Genomic DNA, 16,497 nt, shown 5'->3' with positions numbered 1-16,497 from the left:
AAATTTCATCCGCCTACTCTACCAAAAATAAGGATGAAGAAAGACATGAAAAGTGAAAGGAGCGTATCCGTTATGACACAGAATATTCCCGAAATCTATGGAAGTCTTGTTTTCAACGACAGGATCATGCGCAGCAAATTACCTAAGGACATGTACAAAGCACTGAAAAAGACCATCGAAAATGGTACTCACCTGGAGCTTGATGTTGCAAACTCCGTTGCAGTAGCCATGAAAGAATGGGCAATCGAAAATGGTGCTACTCATTATACACACTGGTTCCAGCCTATGACAAATGTAACAGCCGAGAAACACGACAGCTTCATTTCTCCAACAGGCGATGGACAGGTGATCATGGATTTCTCCGGAAAAGAACTTGTAAAAGGTGAACCGGATGCTTCCAGTTTTCCATCCGGCGGTCTTCGTGCTACTTTTGAAGCAAGAGGATACACAGCATGGGATCCAACATCACCGGCCTTCATTAAAGACGGAACCCTTTACATTCCTACAGCATTCTGTTCCTACAGCGGTGAGGCACTTGACAAAAAGACTCCTCTCCTTCGCTCTATGGATACCTTAAATAAAGCAGCCGTAAACATGCTTCACGTTCTTGGAAACAAGGGAATTAAACATGTTTCCACAACAGTAGGACCTGAGCAGGAATACTTCCTGGTTCCAAAGGAACTTTATAAAGAAAGAAAAGACCTTGTATTCTGCGGACGTACCTTACTTGGTGCTCCTGCTCCTAAGGGACAGGAAATGGAAGATCACTACTTTGGAACTCTGAAGCCAAAGGTTGCAGCTTACATGCATGATCTTGATGTAGAGCTCTGGAAGCTTGGCATTCCTGCAAAAACAAAACATAACGAGGTTGCTCCTGCACAGCATGAGCTGGCTCCTGTATTCGATACCACAAACGTTGCAGTTGACCACAACCAGCTGACTATGGAAATTATGAAAAAGGTAGCCGACAAACATGATCTTGTATGCCTTCTTCACGAGAAACCATTTGACGGAATCAACGGAAGTGGTAAACACAACAACTGGTCCATGATCACAGATGACGGTGTAAACCTTCTGGATCCTGGAAAAACACCGGCTGAGAACATCCAGTTCCTGGTATTCTTAATGGCTGTTATCAAAGCAGTTGATGAATATGCGGACCTGCTTCGTATTTCCGTTGCAAGTGCCGGAAACGATCACAGACTTGGTGCTAACGAGGCTCCGCCTGCAGTTGTATCCATCTTCCTTGGAGATGAACTGACAGAAGTTCTTAAGTCCATTGAAAATGATACTTACTTTACTTCCCATGCTGCTATACAGATGGATATTGGTGCAACCGTACTTCCTCATTTTACAAAGGATAATACAGACCGTAACCGTACTTCACCATTTGCATTTACCGGAAACAAATTCGAATTCCGTATGCTTGGCTCCGCTGCTTCCGTTGCTAACCCTAACATCGTTTTAAATACAGCAGTTGCAGAGGCACTGGATCAGTTTGCAAAAGAGCTGGACGGCGTTGCGCCAGAGGATATGGAGCATGCTGTACATGAGCTGATCAAGAGAGCTATCAGGAAACACAAACGTGTGATCTTCAATGGCAACGGTTATACTGACGAATGGATTGAAGAGGCTGAAAAACGCGGTCTCTACAACCTGATATCTACTCCGGATGCCCTTCCAATGTGGATTGCAAAGAAGAACATTGACCTGTTCACAAAGCACAGCATTTACACCAGCGAGGAAATTCATTCCCGTTATGAAATCTGGCTTGAGAACTACTCCAAGACCATCAACATCGAATCTAACACAATGGTTGAAATGGTTCAGAAAGACCTTCTTCCATCTGTTATGTCTTATATTGAAGAAATTGCAAGCACAGCAAGTCTGAAAGCATCTGTTGTTCCTGGAATCACCTGTGAGAGTGAAACTGCTCTTATCACCAAGCTGTCCGGACTTCAGGATGCTATGACAAAAGGTCTTGAGAAGCTGAAAGCTGATACAGCAAAAGCAAAAGCAACTGATGATGTTCTGGAAAATGCAAAACTGTATCAGGCTGAAGTACTTGAGGACATGGAGGAATTGAGAAAATCTGCTGATGAAGCTGAAACTCTCATTCCGGATGATCTGCTTCCATATCCTACATATGGAAAACTTCTCTTCTATATCTGATCAGATTTACAGAGGAGAATTCTAAATGAAAGAAACTGTTCCTGTTTTTGGAATTTGTTTCTCACACAGGTAAATACAGGGGATATCTATTATGAAACTCTACTTCATAATTCATTATCGATTTCCTCATCCATTAATCACACGATACGGATATCCCCTGTTTTACATATTAATTTTACAACTGAATATTTCGTTACTGTTCACTGGTAACATTCCGCGAGGTGTTTTTTGTAAACAAAGTTCACAGAAAACCCGAGAATTAAGTTTGCGCAGCAAACGCTACTTCTTGTGCCTGTCACAAGAAGGTTCGTCTTTCTGTGCATCGCGAAGCGTGTTACTGGTCACAGAGTGAACAGTAACAATATTTCTGCAGACGCAGATAATATACCAGGATCGTAAAGGCGCGAAAGAAAAAACAAATTTGTTTTCTCTTTCGCGCTTTTTGATATTAAAAACGTGTTTTTCGAAACATTTCGAAAAGTGCGAAAAGAGGGAGGAAATTATTATGGATTATTCAGCAGTAAACACGATCTGGGTACTTGTTGGTGCCGCGCTGGTCTTCTTTATGCAGGCCGGATTTGCTATGGTGGAGACAGGTTTCACCAGAGCCAAAAATGCAGGTAACATTATTATGAAAAACCTGATGGATTTCTGTATCGGTACTCCGGCTTTCTGGCTGGTTGGCTTTGGAATCATGTTCGGTGCAGGAAACGGCTTCTTCGGAAGAATCGGTGGTATCGCTTCAGAAGCAAATTATGGCAGTGCAATGCTTCCTGACGGAGTTCCGTTCTGGGCATTCCTGATTTTCCAGACAGTCTTCTGTGCTACTTCCGCTACAATTGTTTCCGGTGCTATGGCTGAGAGAACCAAATTCTCATCGTATTGTGTATACAGTCTTATGATCAGCCTTGTAGTATATCCGATTTCCGGTCACTGGATCTGGGGCGGCGGTTTCATCAGTCAGATGGGCTTCCATGATTTCGCAGGTTCCTGTGCAGTACATATGGTAGGTGGTGTGGCCGCCTTTATCGGTGCCGTCATTCTTGGACCACGTATCGGAAAATATTCCAAAAGTGGAAAATCAAAAGCAATTCCAGGTCATAACCTGACAGTCGGTGCACTTGGTGTATTTATCCTCTGGTTCTGTTGGTTTGGTTTCAACGGTGCTTCCACTGTATCCATGGAAGGCGATGCAATTGTAAGTGCAGGAAAAATCTTCGTTACCACAAACCTTGCTGCTGCAGTTGCAACTGTAACGGTTATGATGATCACATGGATCCGCTATAAAAAACCAGATGTATCCATGTCACTGAACGGATCTCTTGCAGGTCTTGTTGCAATTACTGCAGGATGTGATACTGTATCTCCTGCATCTGCTGCTATTATCGGTATTGCAGCTGGTTTTGTCGTAGTATTTGGTATTGAATTTATTGATAAAGTATTAAAAGTGGATGATCCGGTTGGTGCTGTTGGTGTCCATGGCTTAAACGGTGCATTTGGTACTCTCGCCGTTGGTCTTTTCTCCGATGGAGCTGGTACAGGCTGGAAAGGTCTTCTTGTTGGCGGCGGTTTCCACGGATTTGGTGTACAGCTTGCCGGAATGCTTATCACAATTGCATGGGTTGCAGTTACAATGACAATTATTTTCCAGGTTATCAAACATACTATGGGTCTTCGAGTATCTGCTGAAGAGGAGATTCAGGGTCTTGATATAAAAGAACATGGTCTTGCAAGTGCTTATGACGGATTTGCTATTCGCGATGCTGTTGCTTCTGTTCCCACTCCTATGGGAACTTCCAGAGAATTTACCGCTGCTCCCAGACCTTCTGCTCCAGCTGAATTCATTCCGGAAATCCCGACAGACGGCGTTCATAAGCTTACAAAGGTTGTTATCATTACCCGTCAGAACAAGCTGGAAGAGTTTATGCAGGCTATGAATGAAATCGGCGTAACCGGAATCACCATTACAAACGTTCTTGGCTGTGGTGTCCAGAAAGGGGCTCCTGCTTACTATCGTGGCGTTGAGATGGATATGAACCTGCTTCCGAAAGTCAAAATTGAAATTGTTGTCAGCCTTGTTCCTGTTCAGAAGGTTATCGAAACCGCCAAGAAAGTTCTTCATACCGGTCAGATCGGTGATGGAAAAGTTTTCGTATACGACATCGAAAACGTTGTCAAGATCAGAACCGGCGAGGAAGGTTACCTGGCATTGCAGGATACTCACGAAGAGTAATAAATTATTTTGACATCTTACTATATTTTTGTTTCCCTTATTTAAAAACAGCTCCTGGAATTTTTCCGGGGGCTGTTTTTCTTATACGTTTCCGGCACATATGTCCGTCACTGCTGCTTCCTATACAAATATTTTGTTATCCATTATATTTCCGCAAAAGTTTTTCCAGTTCTTGTGAAATTTTTTTCGCATCCTCATACTTGTCAGCCTGAAGTGCGAAAGCTATTCGATTCTCCAGTTCTTTTTTCTTCTGCTCATATTCCAGGTAATCCTTATCAAAGTGATCGGCGTAAATCATCTTTCGGAATTTTCGCATACTTACCTTGCGAAGGCCCTTATCCTCTGTGAGAAGCACATAATCCATGCAGTTGGCTACGGTATAAAAATCATGGGAAACCATGAGAACTGTCCCATTGTATTTCTCTACCGCCTGCTCCAGTGCCAGTTGGGAATATGTGTCCAGATGACTGGTTGGCTCATCCAGTAGCAGCAGACCTGCACCTGTTCTGGAAATCTTCGCAAGCTGGAGAAGATTCTTTTCTCCACCAGACAGATCACATACCGAACTGTAGATCAGTTCTTCCTCAAAGCCATAGGTTTTCAGGTAAGCTATCACCTGATCATCGGTATCAAAGCCTGCATCCTCAAAATTTTTAAGAACAGTGGCCTTCTCATCAAATACCTCCCCATGCATCTGGGAAAGATATGCCATCTTAACATTTTCGCCAAGACGGATTGCCGGGTTTTCTCCTTTGATAACATCACGAAGAAGGGTCGTCTTTCCAGTACCGTTTGGTCCCACAATTGCAACCTTATCCCCTGCATGAAGAACAAAGGAAACATGTTCCATAATCTCACGGTCAAAGGTCACATTATAGTCTTCTACACTTAACACTATCTTCTCAGCTTCATTTTCTGCATTCGCATCTCCCAACTCGGATTTTCTTTCACTTTCCAAAGCTTCTTCCGGATTTTCACCAGAAACTTCCGCATCAAAAACCTCATCTGCATGAAATACGATCTCCGGCTGCTTAATATCCACAAATGGAGACTTTGTCTTTCTCGCTTCCAGACGTTCCAAAAGGGAAACTCGCGCATGCAGGCTTCTTCCCCTTGTTGCACTGTCAATGGCAGTAGCGCTGTTTCGAAGACGCTCTACAATCTTGCGGTTACGCTCGATTTCCTCCATATCTGCCGCAGCCAGCTCCTGCTGCTCAATTTTCATCTGCAAAAGTGCAAAATTGTAATCCACATAATTGCCATCAAATTCCTGCATCTCCGTATTCTCCAGATGAAGGATCTTGTTGAAGCAATGATTCAGAAGATAGCGGTTGTGGGTGATCACAAGCAATGTTCCCTTATGGGAATTGATCAGATTCCGAAGTGCATTTAAGTGCTGAAAATCCAGGAACACATCTGGCTCATCCATAATAATAAATTTCGGGCTGATCATCATCTCCCGGATGGCCTGCACCAGCTTGAACTCTCCACCGCTTAAATTTGTAAGAAGCTGGTCTTCATACCCAGCCAGACCCGCTGTTTTCAGCTGCTTACGAATATTACTTTCGTAAAAGTCACCGTCAATGGCATTAAATTCATCTAAAGTCTGCTGATATTCCTCCATCAGCTCCTCCAGATGATCTGTAGCTGCCATATCCTCGCAGATCTGGTTGATCTTATTCTGAAGTCTTACAAATTCTTCACTGATGTAATCAAATACCGTAATCTCTTTTTCTTCCTCAATGGTGTAAAACTGACTGACATACCCAATCCTTCCAGGCACATCCACGATCAGCTTTCCATCGTATAAATATTTATCCGGATGAAGTATCATGTTCACCAGTGTACTCTTACCGGTTCCATTGGTTCCGATAAAGGCACAATGCACATCATCCTCCAGGGTAAATGAAATTTTATTATATAACTCTTTATGTGGAAAAGAATAGGATAAATTCTCTGCTTTAATCATAAGTACTCCTCTAATAGCTACCTTTTATTTTAATTTCGGCAGGTTCCACCTGTAATGTGCAGCCAGATACCGCATCAAGATCACTGCTGCGGATCCAAAGATCAGGGAGAACACCACTCCAAACCAGCGGTATGTATACACACAAACAATAGCTCCCACAATGGATGCACATGCATAAATATGCTTTACGAAAATATAAGGTGGCACCTCTGCCATCATATCACGGAGCAAACCACCGCCAACACCGGTGATGGTTCCCACAAATACCAACAGGAACGTGTTGTCTGCAAACCCCTGGCGGATTCCAGTATTTACGCCAACCACAGTAAATATCCCAAGTCCTACAGAGTCCATCACCAGCATTACTTTATCATAAGCAACATTTCCCTTCAGCATCTCCCTTTTAAAATAAAGGAGAAAAAACACCAGCACTGAAGTGAGCACTGCTACAGCCGCATATACTGGCTTCTGAAAAACTCCCGGAGGAGTAATTCCCAGCGTCACATCACGAATCATACCACCGCCAACTGCAGTGATCACCCCAAGAACCGAAACTCCGAAAATATCCATCTTCTGCTCCGATCCCACCAATGCACCTGACGCTGCAAATGCAATAGTTCCAATCATCTCCAAAATAAATGTGATTGTTTCCTGATAACCCATAAAACAACAACCTCGCCCAATTTTATCCTAGAGCGTGTTTGAAAAAGGCTTTCTGCAAGATGTGCGTCACAATTTGTGGGAGATTTTGTCCGGATGAGGGCGCCGTAGCGGGCTACGGCAACTGAATTCGGGCAAAATATACTACAAAGTGGGGCGTGCAGATTGCGGGAATGATTTTTCAGATACGCTCTATGTAATTCGCAAAAAAATTTACTGCTTGTTTCCATAAATGACACCAAATCAGTATAACATATAATTCTCCGTTTGCCACCTGAAAATACCAAATTTCTTAATAAATTTCAGTGGTGCTAAATTATTTTTTCAAAAAAGCGCAAAAATACAGCCAGAAGATTTCTCCCCTGACTGTATATGTTATTCTCTTTTAATATTTTTCTTAATCAAATGCTTTTCATACACGCCATCAGCCCTTAACACCGCCAAGTGCAACACCTGCGACAATGTACTTGGAAAGTACCAGGTATACAACAACCAGAGGGATAATGGTAACAAACAGTCCTACATAAACTACACCATAGTCAGTACGGAACTGGTTGGAGCTCAACAGCTGTACAAACATAGGAAGTGTTTTCTTGGAATCTGTTGTCAGCAAAATGGTAGGTGTAAACAGGTTGTTCCACTGTGCGATAAACTGGAAGATTGCCTGTGTGGCAACTGCCGGTTTCATAATCGGCAGGATAATTTTGTTAAAGGTATTCCACTCTTTTGAACCGTCGATTCTGGCTGCCTCGATCATCTCCAGAGAAAGTGTACTTTCCATATACTGTTTCATAAAGAAAACAACAGTTGGAGCTGCAATGGTAGGAATGATCAGCGGAACGTATGTATCGATCAGCTTCAGATCCAGCATGAAACGGTAGAAACCGATGATGGAAATCTGACTTGGCACCATCATAACTGCCATAATAAATGCCCATGCAAATTTTTTGAATTTGAAATCATATACATGGATACCATAAGCTGTCAGAGATGAAAAGTAAACTGACAGGAAGGTTCCAGGGATTGTAATGGTTGCAGAGTTAATGATTGCTTTCTGCAAAGTGATCTGCATACCGTTCTGCTTGATCATCAGGTTTTTCCAGTTCTCGATCAGGTGTGTGGACGGAATCAGGGAAACACCAGCCTTGATAGACTCAGAATCTCTTGTTGCGTTCATAACCAGAAGAACAAATGGCAAAAGTGCAATGATACAGAATAAAATACAAATAATGGTACGGAAGACTTTCTGATGCAGCATATTCTTGCTGTAGCTGTCTGCTGTTGCGGCTTTACTCATGATCTTCCACCTGCCTTTCTACGCTGTTTCTGCTCTTTTTTCATACGTCTGTCTTCGCTGTCGCTCATAGTTGCGAACAGGATCAGACTGACAACCAACGTGATAATAAACAGTACTACGGAAACGGCTGCTGCCTTTCCAACATCGCTGTTATACAGACGCATAATATACATAGCCATTGTAGTAGTCTTATCATCTGGAAGACCAACAAGTCCGGTTTCCGGAACGTTAAACAATGCCGGGATATCATACATCTGAAGACCACCGATTGCGGAGGTAACCAATGTGTACAACATAATTGGTTTCAAAAGCGGTAAAGTGATGTAGCGGAATTTTTTCCAGCCTGTTGCACCATCAATATCAGCAGCCTCGAAAAGTCCCGGGTCAATGCCAAGAACGCCTGAAATCAGAAGCAAGGTCGTATTACCAAACCACATCCACCACAGAATTGTGGAGATCAGCCCACGGCTTCCTGCTACGCTGGACATAAAATCGAAGTTCTTGCCAAGAACGCCCCAGTCCTTCAAAGTCTGGGTGATTGGTCCGTACTGGGAAAACAAAGATTTAAACAATACAGAAACAGAAGCTGCAGTGATAACACTTGGAAGATAAACGATAACCTTCATCGCACCGGTTCCTTTTACCTTAACCTTCTCATCCGTCAGCCATACAGCCAGAAGAAGGGAAACCAGAATCTGAGGAACAAAGTTGCAGCCCCACATTACAAGGGTATTTTTCAGATAGCTGAGTACATAACCTCTCTCTCCTGCAGCCATACCAAGGATATTTACAAAATTCTGAAGTCCTGCAAACTCCATGAATTCACGCCCGTTACGTTTGTAGTAGGATAAGGTACTATAATAGAAAGTATTGATCAGTGGCCACAGCTGGAACACCAGATAAGTGATAAAAAACGGTGCAATAAAGAAGTAGCCATACCTTCCATAATCGATCATTTTTTTCTTTTTCTTATTCATAACAGCCTCCTGTCTGAAGTTGCCTGCTTTTCCCAGGCAGAATGCCTGACACTGGCGGGAGTACCTGCCCCTCCGGGCTTCTGCGCCATCCTCCTCTGCCACTGGCAGTCATTCTGCTTTTTTATAGCAAAAGCAGCTGCTCGCTTATATAAGAATGTGCTGCTCCTTCTTTTGGGAAGAAGCAGCACATTCACTACTTACTTATAATTGACTCTGCAAACTCTTAAGCCACATTATTCTGCGCTCAGGTAAGAGAATGTATCATGGATAGATGCAGTCAGATCTGCAAGTGCAGTATCAAGGTCTTTTTCGCCTGTAGCATAAGCCTTGGTCTGAGTATCCATAAGGGAAAGGATCTGCTGATCTTCTGCTGTTACCATAGAAGCGTCAAGTCCGTCTGCTAATGGAAGGAAGAACTCCATGAAGTTCTGTCCAGCGTCTGGATACAGATAGCCGTTTCCATCTGCGGATGTACCAGCCTCGATGATCTTGCTGACAGCTGCTGTATTGTTTACATAGTCAGAGTTCAGAGCGTTGATTGCAACCATTCCATCTTCATCACATGTGAAGAATTTCATGATCTTAGCTGCAAGCTCGGTATCTGCACAATCTGTTGTAGCTGCAAGTCCTGTGCCGCCCCAATAGCATTTTGTCTGGGTAGGAACAAGGATTGTGTTGCCTTTCCAAGCATCACTTAAGCTCCAGTATACGAACCATGGGCATCCCATATAAGCAAGTGCTGCGTTAGAATCAACGCCATCACCACTCATGTTTGCACTCCAGTCAGCGCTCCACTGATCGGTATTGAAGGTAAGGTCTTCATCATAAAGAGTCTTAGCTGTTTCCATATATGTCTTGATGTTGTCATCAATTGTAATCTTATCGTTCTCATCATAGAAGCCCTGAGTTCTGGAACCGGTCAGGCTACGTTTGATCTCATCATAGCCAGAGAACAGTTTGCATTTTCCGCCGGAAGCATCGTTAACCTCTTTAGCTGTAGCAACGATGGTATCCAGATCTTTGAATTTCTCAGCTAATGCTGCAGGATCTGTTGTTCCAAGATATTTCTCAGCCAGATCTGCACGAACTGCGTAGCATCCAGGAGTTGCCTGCCAGAACAGAGCTCTTACATTGCCATCAACATCGGATCCAAGATCCAGGTTGTACTGATAGCTGTTTGCATAATCATCAGCTGTGATTCCAAGGTCTGCTACATTCTGTACCCAGTCACTGTTTACATATTTCTGAACGTAGTCAACTTCCAGACCCATCATGTCAGGATATAACTCATTTGAAGGATCATCAAGTACAGGATCCAGTTTGCTCTGATAATAATCAGATCCACCTGTGTTTACGAAAACGATTCTTTCGTAATCATCTGGATAAGCCTCTTTGAATGGTCCGTCAAGAATCTTCTTGATATCATCGTTCCATCCCCATACTACAAAGGAATCATCTGCGGAAGCGTCACCGGTAACTTCGTTTTCCGGTGTTTCTGCATCTTCTGCCATAACCGGGACTGCACATAATGTCATTCCTGCCAGCATAGAAGCTGTTAATAATACGCTCACCATTTTTTTCTTCATGTTACTTCCTCCTTTAATTATATCTTTTAATTTTTTTAATAACTACTTGAAATTTTTTGATGGATACAAAGTTTTCACGGAAGCTCCTTTAAAAAGGGTTCCATCCACTGTGTATTTCTCAATAACTGTTGTCTTCGGGTGCTCAATCAGCTCAATCAGCCTTTCTGCCGCTATCCTTCCGATTGCCGCTGTGTCCTGGCAAAGGGTTGTCAGCTTGGGTTCAAGAACCTGGGCGATATTAATTCCATCGTACCCGGCTACTGAAATGTCTTCCGGTATCCGAAGTCCTCTTTCCCGTATCTCGTTTATCCCTCCCATCGCTGCATAATCGTCAGGATAGAGAATACAGGTTGGCGGATCTTTCAAATCCAAAAGTTCACCGGTTCTCTCACCTGCCAGATCAGCATCTCTGTAAAAAGATGGTTTTACATATTCATCCGGTTCTTCAATCCCCAGTCTTTGCAGGGTCCGGTAAAAGCTTCCAAGACGATTCTTGGTAACCGATGTGTCATCTCCGTGAATGTAAGCGATCTTGCGGTGTCCTTTCTTATATATATAGGTAACAAGTTCTTCCATTCCCTGGATGTTGTTGGATACTACCGATATCCTTCCATCACAGATATGATCGATGGTCACCACCGGAATGTCTGAAAGGAGAAGCTCCTGAACCTCTTCTGCGGTGAAATCCACACAGGCCATTACCACTCCGTCCACACCCCGGTATCTGCAGTGCTCCAGGTAGGTCATCCTTTTACCGGAAACATTTCCGCTTGTAAAAGTAATGTCATAACCTTTCGCTTCTGCGGTGCTTTTGAAACTTTCCAGTACTCTGTTAAAGTAATCATGTGTGAGACCGCTTCGGGCCTCGTCCACAAATAAAACTCCCAGATTAAAGGTTCGCTTCGTCTTCAAAGCTCTTGCCGATGAGTTGGGAAGATATCCCATCTCTGAAGCCGTTCTTAATATGTAGTTTTTTGTTTCTTCTCCGATATCGGAGTAACCATTTAATGCTTTACTGACAGTGGCGACTGAGACATTACATTGTTTTGCGATTTCTTTCATGGAAACCATATGCCTGCCTCATTCTTTCCTGTTTTTCTTTCCTGTCATCTCTAAATCGTTTTCGTGAGCTTATAGTACCCCCTAGTGCACAAAAAATCAAGTGGTTTCCTGCATTTTTTGTGCGTTTTCACATCATTCTACCTATTGCACAATTTGTATATTTGCATTTTTAACATTTTAATTGTGAATAAGAGTTCTTTCCGAAATGTTTTCGCGAAAACTTTCGTATTTTAAATCTTTGATTTGTAATATATAATAGATTTCATTATTACTGTAATTTTTATGTTGCTTTTAATCAGTCTTTCTATTATACTAAGAGTAAATATATACCATTATTCTTTACTTTCATTTCTTATTATCTTTACTTATTCGTTTTCGTGTGTTAATTATCTCACAATTTAATCAAGCTGACCTTTTCGAAACTACATACTTTATTTGCAAAACTTTATTGCATATAAGAGAGCAGATCACTGTACAGCTTTGAAAATTAATAGCACCTGATGTAAATCAGAATAGCAATCAACCAACAAAACAATTAGAAAGAATTCAGCAAGAATAAAATTTATCAAAGGAGATCCACTATGAATTTCGGACATTTTGATGACGCCAATAAAGAATATGTCATTACAACACCAGATACCCCGTTGCCATGGATCAACTACCTTGGCTCTCAGGATTTCTTCACACTGATTTCCAACACCTGCGGCGGCTACAGCTTCTATAAAGATGCAAAGCTGCTCCGTATCACCCGCTACCGCTACAATAATATCCCGGCAGATTCCAACGGAAAATACTACTATATCAAAGATGGGGATACCGTATGGAATCCAGGTGCAATGCCAACCCGCACTCCTCTTGATGTTTATGAGTGCCGTCATGGACTTGGTTACAGCCGTTTCCACGGTGAGAAAAACGGCCTGGAAGCTGATCTTCTTGCATTCGTCCCTGTTGACACAGCTTGCGAGATCAACAAACTGACTCTGAGAAACAATTCAGATAAAGTGAAAGAGATTTCGTTATTTTCATATGTAGAGTTCTGCCTCTGGAATGCCGTTGACGACATGACCAACTACCAGCGAAACTTAAGCACCGGTGAAGTTGAGATCATTGGCAGCACCATTTACCATAAGACCGAATACCGCGAACGCCGCAATCACTACAGCTTTTTCACTGTAAATACTCCTGTAGACGGTTTTGACACCAGTCGTGATGAGTTCTTAGGACTTGGCCGCGGCAACAATGCTCCGATCGTGGTAGAAGAAGGCAAGAGCCACAATTCTGTTGCCAGCGGATGGTATCCCATTGCCAGCCAGCAGATCAATGTTTCTCTGGCACCTGGTGAAGAAAAAGAATTTGTTTTCCTTCTTGGCTATTGCGAAAACCCAAAAGACGACAAATGGGAAGCTTTAAACGTGATCAAAAAAGAGCCGGCTAAGAAGATCATGGAGAAATTCAAAACTTCCGAACAGGTAAATGAAGCTTTCGCCATCCTGAATACTTACTGGGATGATCTTCTCTCCCGCTATCATGTAGAGAGTAAGGATCCTCACGTAAACCGTATGGCAAATATCTGGAACCAGTACCAGTGTATGGTAACCTTCAACATGTCCCGTTCCGCTTCTTACTATGAATCCGGAACCGGCCGTGGAATGGGCTTCCGGGATTCCTGCCAGGATCTTCTTGGATTTGTACATCTGATCCCGGAGCGTGCAAGAGAACGAATCCTTGACATTGCTGCTACCCAGTTCGAAGATGGAAGTGCTTATCATCAGTACCAGCCGCTTACCAAGCAGGGCAACCTGGATATCGGAAGCGGATTTAACGATGACCCGCTGTGGCTGATTGCTGCTGTGGCCGCTTACTTAAAGGAAACTGGAGATTATTCCGTTCTGGATGAAATGGTTGCTTTTGACTGCCATATGGAAAAAGCAGCTCCTCTTTTTGAGCATCTCCGCCGTTCCTTCGAATACAGCCGCACCCATCTTGGACCACACAAGCTTCCTCTCATCGGACGTGCTGACTGGAACGACTGTCTGAACCTGAACTGCTTTTCCAATGAGCCTGGTGAATCCTTCCAGACCACAGGACCATCTGAGGGACCAGTTGCAGAATCTGTATTTATTGCAGGTATGTATGTAAAATATGGAAATGAGTTTGCAGAGATCTGCAGACGTGTTGGAAAAGAGGAGGACGCTGCTATCGCGCAGAAAGCTGTTGAAGAAATGTACCAGGCAGTCCTTGACGCTGGCTGGGATGGAGAATGGTTCCTTCGTGCTTATGACGCCACCTCTCAGAAGGTTGGTTCCCACGAATGCGAAGAGGGACAGATTTTCATTGAACCGCAGGGCTTCTGTATCATTGCTGGCATTGGCGTGAAAGAAGGTCTGGCAAAAAAAGCTCTTGATTCTGTAAAAGAGCGCCTGGATACCAAATATGGTATTATGCTTCACCAGCCGGCTTACACCAGATATTACCTGAACCTTGGTGAAATTTCTTCCTACCCGCCAGGATACAAAGAAAATGCCGGAATCTTCTGCCATAACAATCCATGGATTTCCATTGCCGAAACTGTTATCGGAAGAGGAAACCGTGCTTTTGAAATTTATAAAAAGACCTGCCCGTCTTATATTGAAAACATCAGCGAAATCCATCGTACAGAACCTTATGTTTATTCCCAGATGATCGCAGGACGTGACGCAGCCCGCCACGGTGAGGCAAAGAACAGCTGGCTTACCGGAACAGCCGCATGGACTTTCGTGAACCTCTCCCAGGCAATCCTGGGTGTGCAGCCATCCTATGACGGCCTTTCCATTGATCCGTGTGTTCCGGAGGGCTTCGGTGACTTCACCCTCACCCGCCGCTTCCGCGGTGCCACCTATTACTTCGACGTTAAGAATCCGAATAATGTGGAAAAGGGTGTAGCTTACCTGGAGGTTGATGGCAAGCATGTGAATGGAAATGTGGTACCTGTTGAGGACGGAAAGACAGAGTATCATGTAACGGTGCATATGGAATAAAAATAAATATTACGAATTTTAGCAAGAGCCCCCGGGACCGAAATTCCGAGGGCTCTTGTTTTCCTATCTATTTTATTTCTCGTAAAGCGGATGAATTTCTTTCTTATACGCATATCGTATAAACACAAAGCAGATCACTCCTGAGAACACCTCTGCAATGGGAAAGGACCACCAGCAGGCTCCAAGGCCACCTGCTTTTGACAGGATAAATGCAGCCGGGAGCAGTACTACCAGCTGACGAAGCACAGACACTGCAAGGCTTAAAAAACCATGTCCAAGCGCCTGAAACACAGAAGATGCAACTACAGAAAATCCTGCGATCAGAAAGCTGAGGCTGATGGTACGAAGTGCCGGGATACCGATTGCCATCATATCGTCAGAGGCACTGAAAATTCCCAGAAGACTTCCCGGAAACAGCTGGAATACAGCGAAACCAGCAAGCATAATACATACTCCGTAAATAATACTCAGCTTAATTGCTTTCGTAATACGTTTCGGTTTTCTGGCACCATAGTTGTAAGCAACAATGGGAACCATTCCATTATTCAGTCCAAACACTGGCATAAAAATAAAGCTCTGCAGCTTGAAATACACGCCAAATACCGCCGTTGCAGTAGAAGTAAAGCCCATCAGGATCTTATTCATTCCGAATGTCATAACAGAACCAACAGACGCCATAATAATAGATGGAAAGCCTACGCTGTAAATGCTGCGGATCACATCACCGGAAATCTTATATTTCACAAGAGAAATATGAAGCTCTTTATTCAGCTTCATATTCACGATCACACCTGCAATTGCTGCAATGATCTGTCCGGTAACAGTGGCAAGGGCTGCTCCTGTTACTTCCATTCTTGGAAAGCCGAATAAACCAAAAATCATGATTGGATCCAGAATAATATTGATAATAGCGCCAAGAAGCTGTGTTGCCATGGAATACACCGTCTTCCCTGTAGACTGCAGAAGCTTCTCGCAGGTCAGCTGGATAAACAGGCCGAAGGACATAATTCCGATCACTCTGACATAATCCACACCATATTCCATGATCTGTGGATCCGTAGTCTGCACCCTGAAAAAAGCAGGTGCAAAAAATCCACAAACAATTGCAAATCCAATAAAACTAAAAATTGCAAGATAAATACCGTTATTTGCAGCACTGTTGGCATACTCCTGCTTTTTCTCCCCAAGAGAACGCGACACCAGCGCATTGATACCAACACCAGTACCGGTTCCAACTGCGATCATCAGGTTCTGCACCGGAAATGCAAGCGAAACTGCAGTAAGTGCACTCTCACTTAATTTCGCCACAAACATACTGTCCACAATATTATAAAGCGCCTGGACAAGCATGGAAATCATCATCGGTACAGACATGGTGAGCAGAAGCTTTGCCACTGGCATCACACCCATTTTATTTTCCTGAACTTTTACTTCTTTTTCCAAAAACAATCCCCTCTCTTCTGTAATTAAACCTTTTCGTTTACGGTTCGCTCCGTGACCAGTAACCCTTTTTTTCTGTCGCCC

Annotated in this window: 10 protein-coding genes and 2 pseudogenes; 4 read left to right on the top strand and 8 right to left on the bottom strand. The window is 43.4% G+C overall.

Going from position 1 to position 16,497, the window contains the following annotated elements; genetic code table 11:
* The first annotated feature begins 72 nt into the window (after positions 1 to 72).
* Both PGQ38_RS09585 and PGQ38_RS09580 read left to right on the top strand, forming a co-directional pair.
* The gene (locus PGQ38_RS09585; protein WP_204452332.1) at positions 73 to 2,172 is read left to right on the top strand and encodes a glutamine synthetase III family protein; all 2,100 of its coding nucleotides are present in this window, start codon (positions 73 to 75) and stop codon (positions 2,170 to 2,172) included.
* A 505-nt stretch (positions 2,173 to 2,677) separates the two neighbouring features.
* On the top strand, positions 2,678 to 4,405 hold the full coding sequence (locus tag PGQ38_RS09580) for an ammonium transporter (RefSeq protein ID WP_195699760.1): 1,728 nt from the start codon (positions 2,678 to 2,680) through the stop codon (positions 4,403 to 4,405).
* 136 nt (positions 4,406 to 4,541) lie between these two features.
* On the opposite strand, the gene PGQ38_RS09575 is transcribed toward PGQ38_RS09580, so the two are convergent.
* The 3 genes and pseudogenes from PGQ38_RS09575 to PGQ38_RS19930 all read right to left on the bottom strand — a co-directional run.
* Positions 4,542 to 6,374: an ABC-F family ATP-binding cassette domain-containing protein gene (locus PGQ38_RS09575; RefSeq protein ID WP_270431518.1), complete on the bottom strand. Its 1,833-nt coding sequence runs from the start codon at positions 6,372 to 6,374 to the stop codon at positions 4,542 to 4,544.
* A 24-nt stretch (positions 6,375 to 6,398) separates the two neighbouring features.
* Positions 6,399 to 7,037: a trimeric intracellular cation channel family protein gene (locus PGQ38_RS09570; protein WP_148462810.1), complete on the bottom strand. Its 639-nt coding sequence runs from the start codon at positions 7,035 to 7,037 to the stop codon at positions 6,399 to 6,401.
* Positions 6,998 to 7,159 (bottom strand): annotated as a pseudogene (locus tag PGQ38_RS19930) (DUF6783 domain-containing protein); the annotation flags it as partial. The pseudogene PGQ38_RS19930 and the gene PGQ38_RS09570, both read right to left, overlap by 40 nt.
* Between PGQ38_RS19930 and PGQ38_RS19925 the strand changes: the two are divergent.
* Positions 7,097 to 7,234 (top strand): annotated as a pseudogene (locus PGQ38_RS19925) (DUF6783 domain-containing protein). The pseudogenes PGQ38_RS19930 and PGQ38_RS19925 overlap by 63 nt on opposite strands.
* A gap of 224 nt (positions 7,235 to 7,458) precedes the next feature.
* Here the strand turns inward: PGQ38_RS19925 and PGQ38_RS09565 are convergent.
* The 4 genes from PGQ38_RS09565 to PGQ38_RS09550 all read right to left on the bottom strand — a co-directional run bounded on the left by PGQ38_RS09565 (position 7,459) and on the right by PGQ38_RS09550 (position 11,965).
* Entirely contained in the window at positions 7,459 to 8,331 is an 873-nt protein-coding gene (locus tag PGQ38_RS09565) for a carbohydrate ABC transporter permease (protein WP_226814790.1), read from the bottom strand.
* Positions 8,328 to 9,308 (bottom strand): carbohydrate ABC transporter permease, encoded by a 981-nt coding sequence (locus PGQ38_RS09560; RefSeq protein ID WP_118580131.1) that lies wholly within the window; start codon positions 9,306 to 9,308, stop codon positions 8,328 to 8,330. Before PGQ38_RS09560 ends, PGQ38_RS09565 begins: the two co-directional genes overlap by 4 nt.
* Positions 9,309 to 9,541: 233 nt before the next feature.
* Complete coding sequence (locus PGQ38_RS09555; protein WP_148462812.1) at positions 9,542 to 10,894, bottom strand: hypothetical protein; 1,353 nt, start codon at positions 10,892 to 10,894, stop codon at positions 9,542 to 9,544.
* Between the two features lie 42 nt (positions 10,895 to 10,936).
* Positions 10,937 to 11,965 (bottom strand): LacI family DNA-binding transcriptional regulator, encoded by a 1,029-nt coding sequence (locus tag PGQ38_RS09550; protein ID WP_118580086.1) that lies wholly within the window; start codon positions 11,963 to 11,965, stop codon positions 10,937 to 10,939.
* A gap of 572 nt (positions 11,966 to 12,537) precedes the next feature.
* On the opposite strand from PGQ38_RS09550, the gene PGQ38_RS09545 reads away from it, so the two are divergent.
* The gene (locus tag PGQ38_RS09545; protein ID WP_270431515.1) at positions 12,538 to 14,973 is read left to right on the top strand and encodes a glycoside hydrolase family 94 protein; all 2,436 of its coding nucleotides are present in this window, start codon (positions 12,538 to 12,540) and stop codon (positions 14,971 to 14,973) included.
* A gap of 72 nt (positions 14,974 to 15,045) precedes the next feature.
* On the opposite strand, the gene PGQ38_RS09540 is transcribed toward PGQ38_RS09545, so the two are convergent.
* A complete protein-coding gene (locus PGQ38_RS09540; protein WP_173715596.1) occupies positions 15,046 to 16,383 on the bottom strand; it encodes an MATE family efflux transporter in 1,338 nt (445 codons plus the stop codon).
* Between the last annotated feature and the right edge of the window lie 114 nt (positions 16,384 to 16,497).

It is taken from the genome of Blautia faecis, from assembly GCF_027662325.1.
GTDB lineage: Bacteria > Bacillota > Clostridia > Lachnospirales > Lachnospiraceae > Blautia_A > Blautia_A faecis.
This window is presented reverse-complemented; position numbering and strand designations above follow the sequence as displayed.

Excerpts from the sequence above, each read along its gene's own strand:
- PGQ38_RS09585 (WP_204452332.1), top strand. The coding sequence starts at position 73 with ATGACACAGAATATTCCCGAAATCTATGGAAGTCTTGTTTTCAACGAC.
- PGQ38_RS09580 (WP_195699760.1), top strand. The coding sequence starts at position 2,678 with ATGGATTATTCAGCAGTAAACACGATCTGGGTACTTGTTGGTGCCGCG.
- PGQ38_RS09575 (WP_270431518.1), bottom strand. The coding sequence starts at position 6,374 with ATGATTAAAGCAGAGAATTTATCCTATTCTTTTCCACATAAAGAGTTA.
- PGQ38_RS09570 (WP_148462810.1), bottom strand. The coding sequence starts at position 7,037 with ATGGGTTATCAGGAAACAATCACATTTATTTTGGAGATGATTGGAACT.
- PGQ38_RS09565 (WP_226814790.1), bottom strand. The coding sequence starts at position 8,331 with ATGAGTAAAGCCGCAACAGCAGACAGCTACAGCAAGAATATGCTGCAT.
- PGQ38_RS09560 (WP_118580131.1), bottom strand. The coding sequence starts at position 9,308 with ATGAATAAGAAAAAGAAAAAAATGATCGATTATGGAAGGTATGGCTAC.
- PGQ38_RS09555 (WP_148462812.1), bottom strand. The coding sequence starts at position 10,894 with ATGAAGAAAAAAATGGTGAGCGTATTATTAACAGCTTCTATGCTGGCA.
- PGQ38_RS09550 (WP_118580086.1), bottom strand. The coding sequence starts at position 11,965 with ATGGTTTCCATGAAAGAAATCGCAAAACAATGTAATGTCTCAGTCGCC.
- PGQ38_RS09545 (WP_270431515.1), top strand. The coding sequence starts at position 12,538 with ATGAATTTCGGACATTTTGATGACGCCAATAAAGAATATGTCATTACA.
- PGQ38_RS09540 (WP_173715596.1), bottom strand. The coding sequence starts at position 16,383 with ATGGGTGTGATGCCAGTGGCAAAGCTTCTGCTCACCATGTCTGTACCG.